The organism is Cohnella sp. GbtcB17, from assembly GCF_019091135.1.
Classification (GTDB): domain Bacteria; phylum Bacillota; class Bacilli; order Paenibacillales; family Paenibacillaceae; genus Cohnella.
In genome coordinates, this window is sequence record NZ_JAGXJW010000002.1 from 184,772 (window position 1) to 206,993 (window position 22,222).

Consider the following 22,222-nt stretch of genomic DNA (forward strand, 5'->3'; position numbering starts at 1 on the left):
CTTTGCCCAATGAAGGGCTACTGCCTTTTTAAACGACCGTCTCAATAAATCTTTGCAGCATAGCCGCAACCTCCGCGCGCGTTGCCGTTTCCTTTGGCGCGAAGGCGTTGTCGCTCCGACCGGTGATAATGCCGAATTGCTGCGTATAAAGTGCAGCTTGGCGTGCCCAGGCATCGATCGCGGATGCGTCGGAGTAGCTTAGCGTCTTGTCTGCAGCCACGCTTGTATCAGCCTTGATGAACTGCGCGAAGCGGTAGAGCATCGCGGCCAGTTCCTGACGCGTCACTTGGCGATCCGGTTCGAACCGCGTGCCGCCCACGCCTTGGATGATGCCGTTGCCTGCTGCCCAGTCCAAGTAAGCGCCGTACCAGCTGTCGTAATCAACATCCGTGAAAACGTGCTTGTCCGTCGCGCTCAGCGGACCGTAGCTTCTCTCGTACAAGCGGCCGATGACGGTCGCCAGCATGGCGCGCGTCATGCCCGTGTCCGGCGAGAAAGTATGTTCATTCAAGCCGACGAAAATCTCGCGCTCCGTGACGAAGTCGATGTAGGACTTGCCCCAATGGCTTGCGATGTCGGTGAACGCTTTGGGGTTCGCCTGGAACTGGACCGTCTTGCCGCTCGGCGCGATGTACTTCATCGTGCCCGAGGCGTTGGTCGCGAAGCCGATGAACACCTTGCTGCCGCCTTCTTCGTAGTATGGCAGGCCGGCCGCTTTAATTTTTGCGAAATCGGCCTTGATCGTATGCGCCTCCGTGACGTTTGAGAATGTGTAGCTACCGACGGCGCCTACGCTCTTCCCGTCAACCGTCACATCCAAGATCGCGTAGCCTTCGTCCGGCTTGATCGTGAAGGTCTGACTGCCGCCCTGCGTCAGTGAGATGTTGCCCGCAGGACTCATGCTGCCGCCAACGCCTGCTGTCGCGGTAAGCGTGAAGCTGGCGATCGGCGCTCTGGTCGGACCACCCGCAGGCGGCGTTTCGACCGTTCCGTATGCAATAGCATACGTGGAAAAATTCTGTGCCCAGATGACGATTTGATTGCCCTCAGCGTCCAGCATATAGCCCTCTGTCGATGGCGTGGCTGCGGCATAAGGCAGCAGCCTCAATTGCTGAGCAGCGCCGTCGTGGTAGCGGTAGATCACGATGTTGTTTTTGCCCGTCAGATCGTAAGGCACGATAATCTTCAGCAGACTTCCCACCGTAGACAGCGTGCTCCGTGTCGTCTGATTGGACGTATCGACGCGCGTCTTGGTCAACGTCATGTCCAGGTACAGATCGAGCGTTTGACCGCCTGCCAGACGTTGCAGCTGCGGAGCGCCTGGAGCAATGGATGCACCCAGCTTCTCCACGCCTAGCGTAATCTTTACCGATCCGCCATCCGCGACCAGTTGCCGATCATCGGCCGTGTAGACGTTTTGCGTATCTGCGAACAGATCGTTGAGCCCGTCCACGACAACGCTTGGCGTGTCGCCTTTGATTTCCACCGCGCTGTTCTTGCTGCCTCTCGGCAGTACGATGAGCCGTGGGCTGAAGTCGTAATCCTGATCCTTCACCGTCACGGCGACCGTAATGATCTGATCGTCCTTGGTGACGACCAGGTTGTAAGTGCCGTTCGACACGCCAGTTACCTTGAAGCGTCCGCTGGCATCCGTCGCCGCGGTCGAACCGATCTGAACGTTGCCCTTCATCACCTTTACGGTCGCTCCGGCGCTGAAGTTCGAATCCGGCGTGTCGTCTACTACCGTGCCGAGCACGCTGTAGGTGCCGTTGATTGTGAAAAAGATCGTTTTCGCCTCGCCGGCCGGTACGCTGCCGCTTGCCTTCACGCGAACCTTGACCGTGTGCTCGCCGCTCAGGATCGGCGGACTCGCCGGGTTGTAGGCGATCCAGTTGCCGTCGTCGATCGCGTACTCCATCTTGTCGTCGATACCGGTAATGACGTTGGTTACGTCATTGGCCGATACCGTCGGTGCCGCAGGCGGGTTGGTCGTGAAGATGATGACCTTCTCCTCACCTGCCGGTGCGTTTCCAGTTGCCTTTACGCGAACCTTAACCGTGTGCTCGCCGCTCAGGACCGGTGGGTTTTCCGAGTCATATGGCACCCAAGATCCGTCGTCGATCTGATACTCCATCGTGCTATTAATGCCCGTAATCACGTTAGCCGCGTCGTCCGCCGACACCGTCGGTGCCGCAGGCGGATTTGGCGTGAACGTGATCGTCTTCTCCTCGCCCGCCGGCACGTTGCCGTTTGCCTTTACGCGAACCTTAACCGTGTGCTCGCCGTTCAGAACCGGCGGGTTTTCCGAGTCATACGGCACCCACGCTCCGCCGTCGATTTGATATTCCATCGTGCTATTGATGCCGGTGATCACATTAGCCGCGTCGTCCGCCGACACCGTCGGCGCCGCAGGCGGATTCGGCGTGAACGTGATCGTCTTTTCCTCGCCTGCCGGTACGTTGCCGTTTGCCTTTACGCGAACCTTAACCGTGTGTTCGCCGCTCAGGACCGGTGGGCTTTCCGAGTCATATGGCAACCACGCTCCGCCGTCGACCTGATACTCCATCGTGCTATTGATGCCGGTGATCACATTAGCCGCGTCGTCCGCCGACACCGTCGGTGCCGCAGGCGGATTCGGCGTGAACGTGATCGTCTTTTCCTCGCCCGCCGGCACGTTGCCGCTTGCCTTCACGCGAACTTTGACCGTGTGCTCGCCGCTCAGGAACGGTGGGTTCTCCGAGTCATATGGCACCCACGCTCCGCCGTCGATTTGATACTCCATCGTGGCATTGATGCCCGTAATCACGTTAGCCGCGTCGTCCGCCGACACCGTCGGTGCCGCAGGCGGATTCGGCGTGAACGTGATCGTCTTTTCCTCGCCCGCCGGCACGTTGCCGCTTGCCTTCACGCGAACTTTGACCGTGTGCTCGCCGCTCAGGAACGGTGGGTTTTCCGAGTCATACGCCACCCAAGCTCCGCCGTCGATCAGGTACTCCATCGTGGCATTGATGCCAGTAATCACGTTGGCCGCGTCGTCCGCCGATACCGTCGGTGCAGCAGGCGGATTCGGTGTAAAGTTCAGCGTCGTCGTATCCCCGGCCGGCTTGTCAGCACCGGAATCCGCCGCCACGCGCACGAGCACCGTAGCCGTGCCCGGGAATACCGGTGGGTTGCCACTATCGTATGCCGTCCATGGCCCGCCGTTTAACGCATACTCCATCGCCGAGGTAGCGCCGACGATCGTATTCGAATCGTTATCCGTCGTTACATTCGGCGCACCAGGCTTCGGCTCGGACGTCACGACCGCTGTCGTATCGCCGAAGCGAACCGTCTTGCCGTCTGTATCGACCTCCGCCACGCCGATCGCATCCTCATCGTTCGCAGAAATCAGCCCATCGCTTGGCAGCTCGTCATAAGACGTCAGCGTATCGCCTACTTTGGGAACGACTACCGTGCCGCTGCCGAAGTTAAAGTACACCAGCTTATGTCCATCCGGCAACGTCTCATTGATTTCGATCTTCGTCTTGCCGTCACGGCTTGCACCGCTCGGGTCGCCGGATATCACCGTCAAGCCCGATGCCGCTATCGGCGTCGTATCGTTAACCGTGATCGTCATCGTCTGGGTCGATCCTACGCTGAAATGGAACGTTAACGTCGTCGTACCGACTGCCTGAGACGCTAAATAACTCTTCTTGATCGTAACCGTCGAGCCGCTGACCATATAATCGGTGCCGGGGTTGAGCGAATTCGTTACATTTTTAATGCTGGACAGTTCATTGCCGTTCAACGTCATGTTCGTTGTAACATCCTCATAGTGCCCCGCCGACGTATTCGCCGTATTCAGATCGAACGTCGCCGTCGTGGGGCTGATCGTGCTGTTCAACGGCGCCGCTTCGTTAACTGTGATCTTGTATAACTTGGTCGATCCGTCCGCGGCGGTAACCATGACATTGATCAACGTGGACCCATCGGACTCCAGCGTGATCGTCCGTGCGCTGCCGCTTGTCGTGGACTCGCCGTGGACCGTCACGGTAGCGCCGCTGTCCGCTACCGTCGGCGTCACGTCAATCGACGCCGTCCCGTACGGTACAGTGACGGTGTAATCCTTCGTGCCCGCAGCGAATGTCAACGTGCCTGGCGACACCGTGAGGTTGCTCAGATCCGCGTTGTCGCTTGGCGCATTGACCGTCACGGCCACCGCATTGCTCTTGGCCGTCGCCGTCTTATTCCCCGTCGCGCTGTTGTTCGTGTTGGTGACGACGACATAATAATAGGTCGTTCCTGCCGAGGTCGTCGGCGCTTCGAACGAATCGCCTGTCTCTCCAGGAATGATCGTACCTCCATCGTTGCTGTTCGTCGTGCTGCTATACCATTGGTAGCTTAACGTTCCTGCATCGCTTTTTGTGGCGGCCACCGTCAAAATCGGTTTTGTGGCCCCCACATTCACCGTAGCCCCGGACGGCTGGGTCCCGATCGAAGGCGTCTCTGCATGGATCGCAGCCGTCTCGTTTACCGTGATCGTATACCGCTTCGTCGCCGTGCCATTGGCAGCCGTGACATCGACGGGAATCACGGTCAAACCATCCTCGTCCAACGTGACGCTGACCGCATTGCCGCTGACCGCGGACTCGTCATCAACCGTCACAGTTGCGCCGCTGTCCGCTACTGTTGGCGTCACGTTGATCGATGTCGTTCCGTACGGAACGTTCACGGTGTAAGTCTCCGTATTCGAATCGAATGTCAACGAGCCCGGATTTACCGTCAGATTGCTGAGGTAAGCATTATCGCTAAGCGGTGCTGCAGTCGTCGTAAAATCTTTGCTGCCGACGAGGCTTTCGTTCCCCGCACTGTCTTTAGCCACAATGTAGGCATAGTAATGGGTGCCTGCCGTCAATCCCGTTATGTTAAACGACTTGGACACTGCAGCGGTAGCCGCGCCATTGTCCGACTTGAATGCCGGTGCTCCCAAGTCGTCTTGGCCGGCAACCACCTGTGCAGCGGTAGGCGGCGTCGCGCTTGTCGTCAACACGTAATACAGCGTTGCATTTTCGTCGCTTGTTCCTTTTAAGGCTGCATCGGTCTGGGTAATCCCTGAGACGTCTATTCCCGATAAGACAGGGAGTGTCGTATCTCCTGCCGGCAGTCTGATGTTAGCCAGCGTAATATCGTCAAAGGCATGCCCTTTGAATCCGCCGTCTTGCGCTGTAACGGTGAAGCTAGTAATTCCTTGGAACTTTGTGGAATCCGCACTCGCGGACACGTCGACAGTAATCGGAATAAAATCCGACCCTGGCGTATTAATGACTGGCGTAGTGAAGATACCGCCTTTGTTGGAAGTGAAAATGAGCTTATCATTGTTCGCGCCTTCGTAATCCACGATGTTCATGGATAACAGATCAAATAATTTGCCGCCCTGAACCGTGAAGGTAATGGAACTCTCGTCGCAGTTGCATTCATCGCCATAATTGGTGGCTAACGATTCGGTGCCGTTGTTCGCGTCTGCCGCTAATTCAAAGTTGCTTTCCAATGATTTTTCGACCGAATTCGCGACAAGCGTCTCGCCGCCCTTCGTCTGTGAGACCGTCTTGGTTCCGAATCCGGTGACGTTGGCTTCATAATCAAATACCGTAGCAGGATCCGCCCCGGCCGCCCGATGGATTGTTACCGCATAGTAGATGGATTTATTGACATCGCTGGTATCGATCTGGATGTACGCAGTCGCCGATCCGCCCTCCGGCAGGTTCAAAGACGCAATTTCGAAACCTCCGTTGTTTGTTCCTGCATAATCCGGATCGTCGTAGAACCAGACTTTTGCGCTGCTGTCGGAGGGCACGATGTCTGCCTTGTCCAGCTTCGTGACGCTGTTCTCCACGTTGATCGACCACGTGATCGGATCCGCAGCTGTGCCTGTCCCACCTCCGGGAGAAGTATCCGTTTGACCGAGTACGCTTGCCAGCGATGGACCGTCGCCGACCGTCCCCGGCTCGGACTCATACGCGCCGATATCGACGTAATCGCCTTGTATACGTATCTTGCCGTCCAGATCTACGGTGCCGATGACCTTCTTGTCGTCGCCCTGATCGATCGCATCCGTAGCCGTGTTCGCCAGATGGAAGTCTCCGCTTGCGGCGTCGACGAATGGCGAACCCGTGTACAGGTTGTTGCTGTCCTGGGTCGGAGCTGCACCACCATCATTGTAGAAGGCATCTTCGAATGTCGTGACCGTCCGGCCCTCTACTTTGTTGTCAATGACCAGATTGTTGTAAAAGTCAACGGAGCTGCCTCCCATCTGGAACACGTATCCAACCGGACCGAACGCCTCCCCGATTCCGGCATTGGATACGGTGTTGTTGTAGAACGTGTTGTTGACAACCTTCAGACGGTAATCCATGAAACCGCCGATCACGCCGCCGTAAGCATTGCTGGTCGTGCTGCTCGTTGTCTTGTTGTTATAGAACACTGAGTTGGCGATCTCGCTGTTCTGGGCATATAGGCCGACAAATACGACGGCTTGATTTGGCGATCCGTCAGTAGTGAATGCATGCAATTCATTGTTCGCAAACAGGACCCGATCCATATGAATCTCATAAGGAGGTTTATCCAGGCCGAGTGACGCGATTGAGGTATTAAATTTTGAAGTCATCTTGTTATGATCGAATTCAACATTGCTGATATTGATTGTTTGGTAGTTGTAGCCGCCAATCATCAGCGCCGAGCCCCAGCCATTGTAATCACCCGCGAGATCGTTCAGATCAAATCCGGTGAACCGAATGTCGGAGAGGCTGAACGTACCCTGACCGGTCGCAAATAGACCGATGTATCCGTTACCGTCCACGGTGATGGCCGGCTTGCCCTCCGAATCCGTAAGTCCTGTCAGCTTAAAGTTCGTCGAATGATCGCCGACCGTCGCGCTTTTCCAATCCGAATTGCCGCCCGGCTCGCGTACCGCTAGATTAGACTGCAGCGTGATCGTCTGCCCCGCCAGCGCCGGATCGAACACGACCTGGCCGTCAGCCACGGCGCCTGCCTGCGCGATCGCCCAACGCAGCGAGCCTTCGCCGTCGTCGTGCGTGTTGACGACGGTGAAGGTGGTGCTGCCTGGGCCGCCGCCCGGCTTCGCCAGCACGACTTTGGCATTGTCGCTGCCTACAACGTAAAATTTGCCGTCCTTAAAATAGACATCATAAAGCATGCTGCCCGCTATGCCAAGCTCCTGTTCGGAGACGGAAGTCCAGTTCTCGGCATCGGTCGAATAGTAGACTTCGGGATGAACGTTGTTGTCGTCGTCATAACCCGTTCCGACGACGACAAAGTAACCCTCACCGTAGACCATGCTGCCCAGCTCGGAATACGCAGGATCGATCTCGTGCTCTGTCCACGTCATCGGGCCCCCGGTCGGCGCGTCTGCCGACGACAGCGCCTTGGGCACTCCCGTGTTCCCGTCCACAGCGGTCAATACATATTTGGAGCCGTCGAATGCAATATCTCCAAAGCTATAATAAGAATTCGTAACATAGTCGTCCAAAGAACTGATATGGGTCCAATTAGCTCCGCTCGAAGCCGTCATCCAAACGCCGCCATAACCAAAGACGAAGAACATGCCGTTGGCATAGCCAAGGTTCATTGCGGAGGCGCCGTCTAATTCCGCCTCCAAAGACCAACTGATTCCATCCAGAGAAGTCAGCACATCGTCGCCGTCAGTCACCGCCACAAATACGCCGTCACCGTACTCCAGTCCGACAACTTTGCCGGAAGCGCCAGCCGGCAGATCGTATGTCGCCCAGTTGACGCCGTCTATGCTTGAGCCAAGCTTGGAGCCGCCGGCGACGAACCGCCCCTCGCCGTATACAACTTTAGAGAAGGCATATTGAGAAGGCAGCGCTAATGATGGAGCTAGCTGGTTAAAGCCTATCTCGGAAGTAAGCAAGCCGCCGTCGGCGCTTTCATTGCCATTTGAAGGCACTGCTTCGCCGACGGCCGCCCATTTGCCGTCTCCGCTTGCAACGCCTTTCAAGTCGATTTCGATTTTCTGCCATTTGTTGCCATCTGAAGTCACAAGCAAGCTATTCAACGCCGCCGTCACCATGACGATGCTCGTCCCGTTGGAGGCGAACGACATGATCGAAATGTTCGATACCTTGGCCGACGGCGTCCAATTCACGCCGTTGTCCGTGGAAATATCCAGCTTTCCTGCTTTGCCGTAACGATATAATGCAGATCCGGATTGGCCCACCCCAATCGTGCCGTCGAATGAAGCCGTTCGCGCGAAGCTGACGCCATCCGAGCTCATATACCCTTCTTGCCAATTATAGTTCGCGTACAACTGGTTATTGTAAATGGAAAATTCAAGGGAACCGTCGCTGAGGATTGCTGTAGCAAATGCAGTCGTCCAACTCGACCCGGTCGTCGAATAGGCATAGCCCGTAAACAAATTGGTGGATGCAATATATTTCCCTTTAAACTTAACAAAGTCTACTAAATAGAAGGCACTTGAACTGCTTGAACCGCTTTTTACAAATCGGGGAATATTGCCCCATTGGCCCCATGTCTCTCCGTCCGCAGAGCGCAAAATGATGCCCTGATCCTGATTGTTATTCCCGTTCCAGGTTGCGCCTGCCACGTAAAACGCCGCATCCTCGGCAACATACCGGACTTTTTGCAGCGTACTTCCGGTGACGGAGTGCTCCGTCCAGGACAATCCGTCGGGAGATTCGATCAGTTTGGCAAGAGCTGTTCCAGACGAACGATCAGTGCCTACCGCCACATATTTCCCGCCGCCGTAAGCGACGCTCCTCCAGTCGGCTTTATCGAGAGACGCCGGCAAGACGATGCGCGTCCAATTCAATCCGTCTTCGGATCGGACTACGCGTCCTTTTGCGCCCACCGCCACGTAAGCGCCGTCGCCGTTGCTATTCTCGCCGTAAACGACGCTTGCCAAGCTGCCATCTATATTTGACGCACTCGCGGACTCTACGATGAGTCCAGGGCTGTCCGCATGCGCGGCGCTCAAATGAAGCTGAGGAAAAATCAGACACAACAATAACAAACCAATCAAGTGTCTGCGCGCAGCCAAAATATTCATGATTGTCCTCCTCGGTATTCCAAGCTGAATAGCTTAAAGACATAAACTATAAAGAATATACTAAATGGTAATTAACAAACGCTTAACAGGCGTGATAGCGCATTCATCGCCCACATCTGCTACAATACGATTGATCCAAATTCACGCATCGACATCGGAGGATGAGCACATGAACTTACGTCCGCTCGGCAAAACGGGCTTGCAGGTTAGCGAGGTCAGCTTCGGTACGTGGGCGATCGGGGGCTCATGGGGGCAGACGAACAACGCCGAGTCGCTCCGCGCCTTGGACAGGGCGATGGACGAAGGCGTCAACTTTTTCGATACGGCCGATGTGTACGGCGACGGCAAGAGCGAGCGGCTGCTCGCCCGCGCCACGAAGGGCAAGGAAGACAAGATCCACATTGCCACGAAGTTCTGCCGTCAGGGCGACATTCACGACCCGCAGACTTATTCGGAGCAGCGGGTGCGCCAGTGGTGCGAGGACAGCCTGAAGCGGCTGGAGCGCGAGACGATCGATCTGTACCAGATCCACTGCGCGCCGTTCGAGATCCTGAAGCAGGGCGCCGTGTTCGAGGTGCTGGACAAGCTGCAGCAAGAAGGCAAGATCCGCGCCTACGGCGTCAGCGTCGAGACCGTGGAGGAAGGCTTGTTCTGTCTGGAAAAATCGGGCGTGCAGGCGCTGCAAATTATATTCAACATTTTCCGGCAGAAGCCGATCGCGGAGCTCCTCCCTCGTGCCGCCGAGCGCGGTGTCGGCCTGCTCGTCCGACTGCCGCTCGCCAGCGGTCTGTTGACCGGCAAGTTTAAGGCGGATGCTTCCTTCGAGCCCGAGGACCATCGCAGCTTCAACCAGAACGGCGAAGCCTTTAACGTCGGCGAGACGTTCGCGGGCCTCCCCTTCGCCAAAGGGGTAGAGCTCGCGTCGCAGCTCGGCTGGATCGCCGAAGGCCGCGGCAACATGACGCGCGCCTCGCTTCGCTGGCTGCTCGATTTCAAAGAGATCACTTGCGTGATTCCGGGGTTCAAGAACGTACGTCAAGTCGAGGACAATCTCGGCGTGCTGGCCACGAAGCCTTTCAGTGCGGAAGAGCACGAGCGGTTGCGGGCGTTTTACCGGGAGCAGGTCAGCGAACATATTCGGGGCGCTTACTAAAGCTAGATCGGAATAGGCGCTCATAAAGCAGCGGATCCCCACACGGAGGATCCGCTGCTTTCATTTTCATGACTAGTCGATGCGATTCCGTCCCTCCAGCTCTTTGACTCGCTCCTCTAACTGAGCGATTCTTTTATTCATTTTGCCGATAGTCGGAACGCCAAAGACAAGGATTATAATAAACAATACCACAGCCACTCGCAACACCTCCCTCTCGGATTGATTGGCCGCGCAGTCGTATCTTTTCATAAATGAAAACAGAGCCTAGACGATATACGTCTTAGCTCTGCGTTCGTTCCGCCTTGTCAATGATGAAGCGCCAACAAGTCCTTGAGGCTGTCATCGATAAATCGGTTGTCCGCCTTGTTGATGCCGCGACCGGCAAAATGGCCCCAGATCGACTCGATAGGTTTAAAGACGGCATGCGGCATACGCTCTGCCTCGTATTTGTTGTCGTCCGCCGGGCAGAAGAGATCCGTGCTCCCCGGCATGACGTATGCAAGCGCCCTGATGCTTCCGAGCGCCTTCTCGAAGCCCCCGTTATAAACGGGGTTTGCGCTAATATCCGCGTGTATGCCTGTCGTTAACATCGCGAGGACATTGTGCGGATCCATTTTCATAAAGCTGTCCTCCCAGACGCCGGTCATAAAGTCCGCCACAGAGTCGAATCCCAGCTCGCGATAAAGACCCTCTCTGTAAAACGCCTGCGACAACCCCCATCCCGCATAAACACGGCCAACGGCACGCATGTCGGCGGCGGTCAACTGGCCCAGCTTACTAGAATCGAAGCCGACTGCTGCCAAGAGCGGCGCTCTCATGCCTTCCAGGACCAAATACGTTTGGGGCCACGTCTTGGCCATGCCGGCGATCGGCGCGATTCGTTCCACCATATCCGGATAGCTCGCTCCCCACTGGAACGCTTGAATCCCTCCCAGGGACCAGCCGACGACGAGCGCGATCTTTTGAATGCCGAACTTCTCGGTTACGAGCCGATGCTGGAATTGAACGTTGTCATAAACGGTAACCTGCGGGAAGTTGGCCTTGTCGAAAGGCGGTGGCGTGTTGCTAGGAGAGGAAGACAGCCCATTGCCCAGCAGATTCGGCACGATAATGAAGTATTTGTGCGGATCCAGCGCCATGCCCTCTCCGATCAACCACTCATTCTGAACGTGCTGGTCGCCGAACGCAGTCGGATAGACGATGACATTATCTTTCTGTTCATTCAAACGGCCGTATGTCTTATAAGCGAGAAAAGCGTCCGGCAGCGTCGTTCCCGATTGCAAAGTGACGTCACCTAAACCAAAAATTTCGTAATCCATCGCAAGATCGCTCCCTTCTTGTCGTTAGTATAGATCCGTGCTACGCTCAATAAAAGTGAATACAATTCAAAGTCATATTCAGTATTATTGAAAGTAAAAGGAGGATCGTGCGATGGAATTGCGCCAACTGAACACGTTCCGAACGGTCGCATCCACTTTAAATTTCAGCCGGGCCGCGGAAGCGCTGAACTACGTCCCTTCCAACGTTACGATGCAAATGAAAGCGTTGGAGGACGAGCTTGGCGTTCGTCTCTTCGATCGCCTGGGCAAGCAGCTCGTGCTCACGACGGAGGGCAAACGCTTTTTAACGCATGTTCATGACGTTCTCGACAAATTGGACGAAGCCCGCAGCGCCGTTCACGACAACGAACAGCTAACCGGCACCTTGACGGTCAGCGCCAACGAGGTCGTCTGCGCCTACCGGCTGCCGGCCGTCTTCAGACGGTTTCGTTCGCAATATCCCGGCGTCCGTCTGATCTTCCGCTCCGTGCCGAATCAAGCGCTCAGGCAAGCGCTCTTCGACGGGGCCGCAGATGTCGTCTTTATACTGGACGAACCCGTTCGCTCAACCGGGCTCGCCGTCGAACCGCTGCTGGAAGAGAACTTCCGCCTTTTCGCCGCATCCGACCACCCGCTCGCGACACGAGCCGAGCTGCAGCCGGACGATTTTCACGGAGAAATCTTCCTGACCAATGAAAAAGGCTGTCCCTATCGAACGATGTTCGACCGGTCCTTCGAGAAAGAGGGCATCGACAGCCTCACTTACCTAGAGTTTCAAAGCGCCGAGGCGATCAAACAATGCGCCATCTCTGGCATCGGCATCGCCTTCCTGCCGCAGATCGTGACGGAAGCCGAAGTCGCACGCGGCGAGCTCGTTGCGCTGCCGTGGCAAATTCCGGACTTGCGCGTGTATACGCAGATGCTGTGGCATAAAGACAAGTGGCTGTCGCCCATTATGACGGGTTTCATAGAAGCGGTAAGGGAAGTTTCGCCGAAGGCCGGCACGACCGCGCCCGGATCATGATCCATATGGGAATCAAGCTATGCTACTGTGTCTGACCAATCGTCCCGATCGGCGGCCTTGGACCTGCATCCGTGAGGCCGACCTCGGCATCGTACGCATCGAAAATCTTGCGCGCGATCGGCGCCGCGCCCCAGCCGCCGTAGCCCCCGTCCGGCACGATAACAGCGACAGCGAGCTTTGGATTATCCTGCGGGGCATAGGAAATAAAGACGGCGTTCTCGACGAACTTGCGCTTGCCGACGCCCTGCTGCTGGGACGTACCGGTCTTGCGATAGAAGTCATAGCGCACGCCGTCGAAGCCTTCAACTTTGACCTGTGCCATGCCGTCTTCGATCGTTTTCCAATACGAATTCGGCAGCTTAATCTCGTTTAGCACCTCGGGCTTCATCTTCGTCACGATGTTGCCGTCCGCATCGGTCGTATGGTCGACGAGCAGCGGCTTCATCCGCTTGCCGTGGCTCGCGAGCGTCGCTGCGTACTGCGCCAGCTGCAACGCCGTATACTTGCCCTGTTGGCCGAACGACGCGTAGATCATCGCGGACTGAGGGCTGTCCCGTGTTGCGCTTACGAAGTAATCCACAATACCGGGCATTTCCAATGGCAGCCCGCTGCCGGTTTTCACCCCGAGTCCGAACTCCTTCATGTGTTTGTCCCAGATGTCGACGCTTTTTTTCTTAAATTGCATATAAAGAGCGTTTCCGACCATCTTCGCCATGTATGCGTTGGACGACTTGGCGATCGCCCTTGTAGGCGTGAGCGAACCGTTGTAGACGCGTCCCGCATTCTGAACCTCCGCCTGATTGTCGCGACCGAACTTGAAGTAACCCGGGTCCGTCCATGTAGTCGAGGGCGTGATGACCTTTTCCATCAACCCGGTCAGGATCGTCAGCGGCTTCTGCGTCGAGCCTAGCGGCACAAGCGAAGTCGGATGCTGCGAGCGTTCCTTGGGGTCCTTATAAGGCGGGAATACTTCCCGGATCGCGCCGTTGCCCATCGCAGGCGTGATCTCATCCAGCTCCTTCTGGCTGATCCCGCCCTGCCAGATGCTCGGATCGTAATCCGGCATGCTCGCCATCGCCACCACCCTGCCCGTCTCCACTTCCATCGCGACCGCATATCCCGTCGTCGGCTGCGCATCTCTGAGCGTCTTGGCCGTCGAAGCGCGAGTCGTCGCGATCTGATCGAGAATGGCTTGCTGGGCGGTGAGCTGTACTTTGCGATTAATCGTCAGATACAGATTCTGCCCTTTGACCGGCTTCGTCAGCTTCATGTCGCCGACGATCCGGCTCTTGACGTCGATTTGATAAGATTTATAACCGTTAAGCCCCCGCAGCTCCTTCTGATACATCAACTCGATGCCGTCGTAGCCGACCTCCTCCGAATCCAGATACTTAAGCGCGGGATCCGATTGATTCGCGTTGATCTCTTTGTAGAAATCCAGATTTTCCTTGGCCCCCTTCATCTTGTTCATATAGCCAACCAATTGTACGGCGACCCGGTCGGGGGTGTATTGGCGAATGCTCTCCTCCACGATCTCCACATCCGGATACTCGTCGCGGTGCTCGCTAAGATAGGCGATCTCTTCTTTTGACAGTCCGGATTTGATCCGCCGTTGCTGGAATGGCAGATGCGTTATGCCATCGAGGTCCATCGCCTCGATCACGTCCTCAGCCGTCAACGGCTTGGAACGCTCATCGCCTCTTTCGTTAAACAGCTTCACGAGTTTTGCAGCCAGCGCCTCCGCGTCTTTCTGCTTAAAACCTGTTTTAAAAGTAAAATACAGCGACTGCGTCGAGATCGAATAGGCGATCTGACGTCCCGCGGAATCGTAAATATTGCCGCGAATGGGCGGGATGGATACGCCCTTCGTGATCAAACGCGTCTGGCGCTCCTGGAGACTTGGACCCTCGACGAGCTGCACATAAGCAAGGCGCACGATTAGCCAGGAGAACAGGAAAAAGGTAACCATGAAAAAGACATTTAACCTGATGCTGAATTGGCGACGGTTTTGAACTTCCTTTTTCATTCGTTCTTCGGTTTTATGGTCAATTTCCAACTTTCGTCCCCTCACTCCGACACTGGATACCCACCCTTATATTGTCATATATTGAGACGAATACCTTTTTAGAGAGGTTCAATGTTTATAAAAGAATTTGCTTTCAAATCGATTAGACCGATGAATTCCCGACTCGGCTATCGTCTATATAATGAAGATACGGATGACAACCAACCAATAGACGAAGAGGTGTATCGAAAATGGCATTAACGTCCACATTCACGAGCTTGAACCTGCCTGTCAAAAATGTAGCGCAATCGAAGGCGTTCTTCACCGGAATCGGATTCGCGCTCAACCCGCAATTCCCCGATAATGAGAATTCGGCAGCTATCGTGATCGGCGACAATCTGCAAGTCATGCTGATCGCCGATTCATTCTTTACTACGCTCACGGAGCGGGACATCGTCGATACGAGCAAGTATGCGCAGTTCACGATCGCCCTCGCCTTCGAGAGCCGGGCAAAGGTCGATGAGATCGTGAAAACCGCGGTCTCCTTGGGCGGGAAATTGCACGCAGAACCTGAGGACCATGGGGTTATGTACCATTGGGGATTTGTGGACTTGGACGGGCATCTGTGGGCGATCAATTGCATGAACGCGGATGCGGCGCAAGGTTAAGAGAACGGAGAGTACGGTTCGTATTTTGATTCAACAGGAAAGACGCCGGGCACTTTCTCCGGCGTCTTCTTCGCAATGGGGATCCGCTGTTTTTGGTTCCTCTATGTTTTCATTTGTTATTTCAGTTGTGTCACAAGAAGATTCAGCTGATAGCTCTCCTTGTTCTTTTCTTGCTCATTTTTAACGATTTGCACGGTAACGTTCAGGGAATCTGATTTACCGTTAAGGAATACGGAGTTTAAGCCGTCTCCGTCGTCCTCCTCGAGATCCGTACGCTCGGGGTTTATCCCATTTTCTTTAAGCGCATTTTCATAAAATGCAGCGAGTTCATTAATCGGCGTATCGCTAGTTAGCGCTACCACATAATTTTTGCCCTCTTCCGCATCGGTCACCATCGAACTCTCAATCTGCGAACCTGGGGAGACAGACAGAGGAAATCCCTCTGGAAGTTCCTCGGCTTCCCCATTCAACAGGACTTCCCCCTCATCCGAACTGATCGATACACCTTTACCTTCTTCTTTAACCTTAACGCCTGAAGATTGTTCAATCAATTTTTCGGCAGCTTTCTCAGAAGCCTTTTCCCCCTGTCCGCAACCTGAAGCAGCCGTTAAAGTCAGTGCAAGTAGTAGGGATAGAGAAGCGGTCCTTGTAAATGAAGGCATGGTTTGTTTTCTCCTTTTTACTTCGTGATCATCATTATTTGGCTAGAACCGTTCGGTCCTCTGACGGCAAGAAATATAACTTTTATGATATTTTGTTGTTCATAAAATGGCGACAGACTATAAGTATCATTTCCTGGACGTTAAATTAAAAATGTCCTCCAATATCTAGAATTGGAGGACAATTTCCTAATTATAAACCCTCTAACATCAAAGTCTAGTTCCTCCAGTGGCATCAATAAATTGCCCCGTGATCCACCGCGCTTCCTCAGATGCGACGAACGCAACTACATCAGCAACCTCTTCTGCGGTACCAACTCTTCCGAATGCGGACATAGAAGCTGCTCCAGCACGAGCTTCCGGGTCGGCGAGCCAAGCCTTGTTCATATCCGTATCCGTAACGCCGGGCCTTATTGCATTTACAGTAATATCTTTTGGTGCAAAAAGTGGAGCCAAAGCCAAAGTCAATGTCTCAATGGCTCCCTTGGAAGCCGAATAAATGGTATTCATTGGTCCGGCAATACGAGTAAAGCCAGTAGAAATGTTAACGATTCGTCCACCATTCCGTATAAACGGGCTGGCTGCTTGCGTAATAAAGTATGGAGCTTTAAGGTTAACATTAATGACATCTTCAAACGCTTCAATTGAAGTTTCTTCAAAAGGAATGGCCGGTGCAATACCTGCGTTATTGATTAAGATGTCCAAGTGCACAGATCCAACTTCAGAACGAACAGCATCTTCAAATGCAGCCCAAAGCTTTTTGACACCGGAAATTCCCGTGGTTAATTCTGCTCCAAGCGCTACAGCCTTTGAGCCCAAAGCCTTAATCTCTTCAACCACTTTTAAAGCAGCATCCCGATTACTGGCATAATGAACCCCTATAAATTCTGCTCCGCCAGCAGCTAATTTTTTGGCGATTTCAGCCCCAATCCCACGACTAGCCCCTGTGACCAAGGCAACTTTACCACTGAATTTTCCTTCACTCGTCGACATCTTATCCCCGCTCCTTTTAAGAGACATTGAATGCATAGTCAATATTATTGGATTATGATAAATATAAATAGTACGATATTTTTGTATCGTTACGATCAAATGATATACCTAAGAGGTGAAGTTCCATGATCGAATTAAAAAGTGCTGACCTAACCTGTCCGTTCACTACAGCTCAGAAAGTATTGTCCGGTAAATGGTCTCTTATGATCATTTTTCATCTAAAGGACGGACCCGTACGCTTTAACGAACTGTTGCGGAAATTTGACGGCTTAACGCACGCGTCGCTGACTAAACAACTCAAGCAGCTGGAAACCTATCAACTGATTCACCGTGAGGTTTATCATCAAATTCCGCCAAAAGTAGAATATTCTTTAACTGATTTGGGGAAAAAGCTTTTTCCGACGATTAATAGGCTAACGGATTGGGGAAGCGAGTATATTGAGCATTGCAAGACAACTGAAGCCAGTTCGCTCGGGTAACACACCCCATAGTGAACGACATGAGCAAAAGTAAAAGACGCCGGGCACCCTACCCCGGCGTCTTCTTCGCGATACTTAATTTTGTTCCGTATAAGCTTTGAAATTATCCATAATCGCCTGCCAGCCTGCTTGCTGGAACTCGACAGGGTTGGTGCTTTCCGCGTCGAACGTTTCGACGACCTTCGTGGCATCGCCTTGATCGACGAACGTAATATCCACTCTTCTTCCGTCGTCCATGGTGTAGCCGATTGCCTCATGCAGATTCACGACGTCGTACACGCCGCCAAAGTCAAAGCCCATGCTGCCATCCTTCGCTTCCATCCGTGTCGTAAACTTGCCGCCGACCCGCAGATCGTTCTCGGATCTCGGCGCATGCCAGTCCTCGGACGCTTGATTCCACTTCGTGATGTGCGCCGGCTCGTTCCAATAGCGCCATACCTTCTCGACAGGGGCTTGAATGACAGTTTGTACGGTTACTTTCGTCGGTTGATTCGTTTCCATTTGAATGGACACCTCTCTCATGATATTGTTCGTTTGGTTAGTCTCAATCATATAGACGAATGCCAAATACGAAATTCATCGGTCGAGTCGCTCAGGAAGTCCAAATCGCGAAAATAATTTAGTATGTATAAAGTTTTGAACATGCAGAATTTGATTATCTCTCGTCTCGATGACATGGATGCCCCAAGGCACTAGGCTTGAGCCATCCTTGTCCGGCATATACTGGGCCAGCGCCGGATAACCGCCATTGACCGTAACGGGCACAAATCGCGAGCCCTCGCAATGCCAGCGCGTGAGCGAATAAAAAGCGGACAAATCGTCCTTGCCGCGAATCCACATCTCGAAGGGCGGCATCGACATGCAGCCTTCCTCGTGGAACAAAGCCACGAGCGCATTGATATCGAATTGCTCGAAGGCTTCCACGTACCGGGACAGCAGTTCCTGCTCCGGCTGAACATCCATGCTGCTGAGCTCGTCGGAGCGAAGCTGCGCCCGGTCCATCGTCTCTCGAGCTCGCTGCAAGGCGCTGTTCACCGCCGCGGGCGACATCGCGAGCGTCTCCGCGATCTGCTTGGACGACCATTCAAATACGTCCTTCAATATGAGCACCGCACGCTGCCGTGGAGGCAAGGTCTGCAGGAGCGCGATGAAGCACAGCTGAAGCGTATCTCTGCGCACGAGCCGGTCCTCCGGATTACCCCCGAAGTCGGGAGACGGCCAGATCCAGGCGGAGTCCGGATGCGTCTCGCGCGGCTCGACGATGGCGGCAGCCGGATCGAACAAGTCAACGGGAAGCGCGCGGCGCTTCGACTGCCTTAGCTTGTCCAGGCACAGGTTGGAGGCGATCCGATAAACCCAGGTTTTAAACGAGGACTCCTGTCTGAACGTGCTCCCGCTCTGCCACACCCGAATACTCGTCTCCTGAACGGCATCGTCCGCATCGTCCATCGAGCCCAGCATCCGGTAACAGAACGACGTTAAGCCCGGCTTCAAGCTTGCAAATAAAGGTTCGTCAAATGCGGTCTCGTTCATCGCGGCCTCCCTTAACGATCTCCCCGAAGGGCTACCTTCAGTATAATTCAAGGAGGCGGAGAGGCTCAATTGAATTAATAAGTCAACATAGTTGAAAAATCTCCAAATACTCGATCGAAATTTTCTCCATTTTATCGGTCGGCTTCAGCATCCCTGACGGTACTGGACGGAAGAAACTGTCCTTTGCTTTTCTTTAATGCGATAACTTTCACTTTTTTGGGATTGTAAAAAGAAATGTTTGAATTTACAATATTGTTTTCTCTATCAATAACTATCTATAAGTAAAAACAAATGGATTGACCTCTACACCGAGATCAATCCATTTGTTTTTACTCATGGTTAACTGGGGAAATAAATTGATCCATTACCCTGAGAATTAAATGTTTCATTAGCGAGTAATATTGTATTTTTTTTAAGTAATTCTATTAAGGAATCAAAATTATAATTTGGATATTTTTCCTTTAAAACAGCTATGGTTCCAGACATTATAGCAGCTGAATAAGATGATCCTGAATCTATTGTATATCCATCTTCCCTATTTAATGATTCAATGTCAACCCCAAGTGTTACAAAATTTGGCTTAGTGATCTGCCCATCTCCTCCTCGACTGGAAGAAATAGCAACTTGATCATCTTCTGGCGCTAAAGTTTGATTATTATTTATATAGCCTACAGTTAAAACTTCTTCTAAATTACCTGGAAACATAATTTTTTCATTAAATAGCCCTCCGTTGCCTGTCGAAGAAACAAAAACAACTCCGTTTTTTTTCATTGAATGAATTTTTTTATAAATCTCGTTGTTTTTATCAACTGTAACATTCATGCCAAAGGACATGTTTACAATCTGAATATTATATTTCTTTTGATTTTGAGACAACCAGTTAAACGCTTTCTCTATAATAGACCAATTAGAATTCCCTTCTTCATCAAGTACTTTAATAACAATTAGCTTACAATTGTAAGCAAGGCCTTTTCTTAAACCATTATTCGCTAATATGCCTGTTATAAAAGTACCGTGTCCATTATCATCATAAATAGTTTCTTTGGTATTTACAAAATCTTTAAAGAAAACAACATTATTTATATTTAAATCTTTATGTGGACTTAGTCCAGAATCCATAACAGCAATCGTGATTCCTTTCCCGCTGAAGTTTTTATATGCTTCATTATTCAAACCTATATATTTTCTAACATCTAAATTTTGAGCGGTTATATAATTGTCTTCGTGATTTTTACATGAAACTAAACAACAAAAAAGCGATACAATAAAAATTATAAAAATTATTGCTTTATTCATCTATCACCAACAGTGAGCCTATTTTTAACATGTAGTAATTATCTTCTAAGTTATATTTTAAATTCGCAGTATTTTTAGCATCATCAGCTAATTTTGATTTTATTAATTTGATATTAAATTCGTCTTCCCATTTGTTAAATTTAATAATTGCTAGGGCTTTAAATGTGGATTCTACGTCTGGTGATTGCGTTTTAATATCCTTTTTAAAGCCACCTTCTAAAAACAAGTTTGTCAAAGTATTCTTTGTTGCTTCTTTTATTGAAGTTTCTACACCTAAAAGTTTAGCAATTTCATAAAGTTCATACGTATACATAGTTAAATAAACGTTTCCGTCACGAATAAAACTATTAAAAACCTTTTTAATTACCAGTTTAAGTTCATTGGGTATTTTTTTGTTATAAAGATCATATATTTCACTTACAGTAAAAGCGACTTCAAGTGCCGCTGGGCCTTCTTCTGGATTATATTCTAAGTTTTTAATATAAGCGCTAATTGGTTTTAATATTTTTTCAGAGTCCGTGTAGTTTAAATCGTCTAACTCCTTTTTTGTCAGGAGAAGAACATATACTTCTTTAATCTTTTTATAATTTTCTATTTTACTATTATCGATAATTAAATCTTTTAAAGCTCTGTCTACCCATTCCTTCATATTTTCTTTGTCAAAGTCAAAACCAACTACATTAGCGATATACAGACCGTAATAGTTATCTAAGTAGTCTGTTTTAATAGTTCCAGTTTGATTAAATCCGCTACGTATTTCATTTTCAAGAAAACTAATCACCGCATTATTCGGAATTATACTTCCAGTGAATTTAAGATTAAGTTCAATATTAGTAAATATAATTTGTGGATCTTCATAACCCAAGATATTATTAGTTTTTTTATAAAGTTCAACAAGTGCATCTTCTGGAATTTCAAGCTTGCGTCCAAAAAAAACATTTACTTCATTAACCGCTTTTATTGAAAACAATAAATCAAGGTCATACGACTTGCTATTTACTCTTGTAAGAAGTTCAGAGTTAACTTTTTCAAGCCATTTATCTCTATTCTTGGTTTTACCAATCAGATTATCGTTTTTGAAGCCCAAATTCAGTAATATTCTGCACAACGCCACACCTTCGTCAAGAGAAGAACCTTCATATCTAGAAAAAAACAATTGGTCATTATTAAATAAAGACATATAATTTGAAACCATTTCACTATAATTGGGAAAATAACGAATTAATTCTTTATTTGTATTAATTGCAAGCAAGGTAATACTAAGTTTTCTATGTATATCGTCATCTTTGTTTACAAAAAAGAGATTTGTGGTGGGATCAAAATACTTTTCCACCTTTTTACGATTCTCATTCAAGTTTGTAGAAATATTCAATCGCTTAAATATATTTAAAGCATATAATAAATCGTAAACTGATGTAATTTTACTATTATCTATGTTTACTACCGAGTTAACTTGTGCTTTATATTCCTCTTCTTTACCTAACAACTTCATTAACTCCAAGTCCCAATAAAGTTGATATAAATTTGATTCTTTATTGAAAATGCCTACAGAGGCAAAAACGTTATCATCTTGATTAAAATGATAAGACTTTGCTGCTATTGAATTATAAAAGTCCTTTCCAAATATTTCATCATTAATAATCTCTTTACTCGCAACAGCGTCAAATGTTTCAACATTCGGAGTATTTTTGCATGCAGAACAAAACAGCAAGAGAATTGATAGTACCAAAAAAATCCTCATAAAATTAACTAACCTTTCTTGAATTAATTAGTTTTAAGATTAAGATATTCTAAATATTTAAACTTATGTTATACACAAATGAACCAAAGTCTTATTTCTCAAAAACAATAAGTTTTTTCACCGCTCAAGAACATTTAAAAATATGAGTCAAGGTTTTACATCTACCATACCAAACCGGGGAATTGATTTGAGATCACCTACACTTAGCCTGTACTTTATATTGAAGCGAATTGGTTACGCCTCATTATATTATGAAGAATTAAGGCCTCT

At 50.8% G+C, this 22,222-nt stretch carries 13 protein-coding genes; 4 read left to right on the forward strand and 9 right to left on the reverse strand.

Going from position 1 to position 22,222, the window contains the following annotated elements; translation table 11 throughout:
• Nucleotides 1-28: 28 nt before the first annotated feature.
• Entirely contained in the window at nucleotides 29-9,082 is a 9,054-nt protein-coding gene (locus tag KVT38_RS01480; RefSeq protein WP_217591905.1) for a DUF4073 domain-containing protein, read from the reverse strand.
• A 169-nt stretch (nucleotides 9,083-9,251) separates the two neighbouring features.
• Between KVT38_RS01480 and KVT38_RS01485 the strand changes: the two genes are divergently transcribed.
• On the forward strand, nucleotides 9,252-10,235 hold the full coding sequence (locus KVT38_RS01485) for an aldo/keto reductase (RefSeq protein ID WP_217591906.1): 984 nt from the start codon (nucleotides 9,252-9,254) through the stop codon (nucleotides 10,233-10,235).
• A gap of 305 nt (nucleotides 10,236-10,540) precedes the next feature.
• Here KVT38_RS01485 and KVT38_RS01490 read toward each other — a convergent pair whose 3' ends face one another.
• A complete protein-coding gene (locus tag KVT38_RS01490; protein ID WP_217591907.1) occupies nucleotides 10,541-11,554 on the reverse strand; it encodes an alpha/beta fold hydrolase in 1,014 nt (337 codons plus the stop codon).
• Nucleotides 11,555-11,666: 112 nt separating this feature from the next.
• Here KVT38_RS01490 and KVT38_RS01495 point away from each other — a divergent pair, with 112 nt between their 5' ends.
• Nucleotides 11,667-12,578 (forward strand): LysR family transcriptional regulator, encoded by a 912-nt coding sequence (locus KVT38_RS01495; RefSeq protein WP_217591908.1) that lies wholly within the window; start codon nucleotides 11,667-11,669, stop codon nucleotides 12,576-12,578.
• A 22-nt stretch (nucleotides 12,579-12,600) separates the two neighbouring features.
• Here KVT38_RS01495 and KVT38_RS01500 read toward each other — a convergent pair whose 3' ends face one another.
• Nucleotides 12,601-14,634, reverse strand: a complete 2,034-nt coding sequence (locus KVT38_RS01500) for a peptidoglycan D,D-transpeptidase FtsI family protein (RefSeq protein ID WP_254638889.1) — start codon at nucleotides 14,632-14,634, stop codon at nucleotides 12,601-12,603.
• 200 nt (nucleotides 14,635-14,834) lie between these two features.
• On the opposite strand from KVT38_RS01500, the gene KVT38_RS01505 reads away from it, so the two are divergent.
• Nucleotides 14,835-15,251 (forward strand): VOC family protein, encoded by a 417-nt coding sequence (locus tag KVT38_RS01505; RefSeq protein WP_217591909.1) that lies wholly within the window; start codon nucleotides 14,835-14,837, stop codon nucleotides 15,249-15,251.
• A 116-nt stretch (nucleotides 15,252-15,367) separates the two neighbouring features.
• Here KVT38_RS01505 and KVT38_RS01510 read toward each other — a convergent pair whose 3' ends face one another.
• Entirely contained in the window at nucleotides 15,368-15,913 is a 546-nt protein-coding gene (locus KVT38_RS01510) for a hypothetical protein (protein WP_217591910.1), read from the reverse strand.
• 207 nt (nucleotides 15,914-16,120) lie between these two features.
• Complete coding sequence (locus KVT38_RS01515) at nucleotides 16,121-16,903, reverse strand: SDR family NAD(P)-dependent oxidoreductase (protein ID WP_217591911.1); 783 nt, start codon at nucleotides 16,901-16,903, stop codon at nucleotides 16,121-16,123.
• 125 nt (nucleotides 16,904-17,028) lie between these two features.
• Between KVT38_RS01515 and KVT38_RS01520 the strand changes: the two genes are divergently transcribed.
• Nucleotides 17,029-17,382 carry a winged helix-turn-helix transcriptional regulator gene (locus KVT38_RS01520; RefSeq protein WP_217591912.1) on the forward strand — a complete coding sequence of 118 codons (354 nt, stop codon included), beginning with the start codon at nucleotides 17,029-17,031 and terminating at the stop codon, nucleotides 17,380-17,382.
• A 75-nt stretch (nucleotides 17,383-17,457) separates the two neighbouring features.
• On the opposite strand, the gene KVT38_RS01525 is transcribed toward KVT38_RS01520, so the two are convergent.
• The 4 genes from KVT38_RS01525 to KVT38_RS01540 form a co-directional block, all read right to left on the reverse strand.
• Nucleotides 17,458-17,883, reverse strand: a complete 426-nt coding sequence (locus KVT38_RS01525; protein WP_217591913.1) for an SRPBCC family protein — start codon at nucleotides 17,881-17,883, stop codon at nucleotides 17,458-17,460.
• Nucleotides 17,884-17,958: 75 nt separating this feature from the next.
• On the reverse strand, nucleotides 17,959-18,984 hold the full coding sequence (locus KVT38_RS01530; RefSeq protein WP_306795277.1) for a sigma-70 family RNA polymerase sigma factor: 1,026 nt from the start codon (nucleotides 18,982-18,984) through the stop codon (nucleotides 17,959-17,961).
• A gap of 270 nt (nucleotides 18,985-19,254) precedes the next feature.
• Nucleotides 19,255-20,211, reverse strand: coding sequence for a S8 family serine peptidase (locus KVT38_RS01535; protein WP_217591915.1), 957 nt, complete (start codon nucleotides 20,209-20,211; stop codon nucleotides 19,255-19,257).
• Nucleotides 20,204-21,940 carry a hypothetical protein gene (locus KVT38_RS01540; protein WP_217591916.1) on the reverse strand — a complete coding sequence of 579 codons (1,737 nt, stop codon included), beginning with the start codon at nucleotides 21,938-21,940 and terminating at the stop codon, nucleotides 20,204-20,206. Before KVT38_RS01540 ends, KVT38_RS01535 begins: the two co-directional genes overlap by 8 nt.
• Nucleotides 21,941-22,222 lie beyond the last annotated feature (282 nt).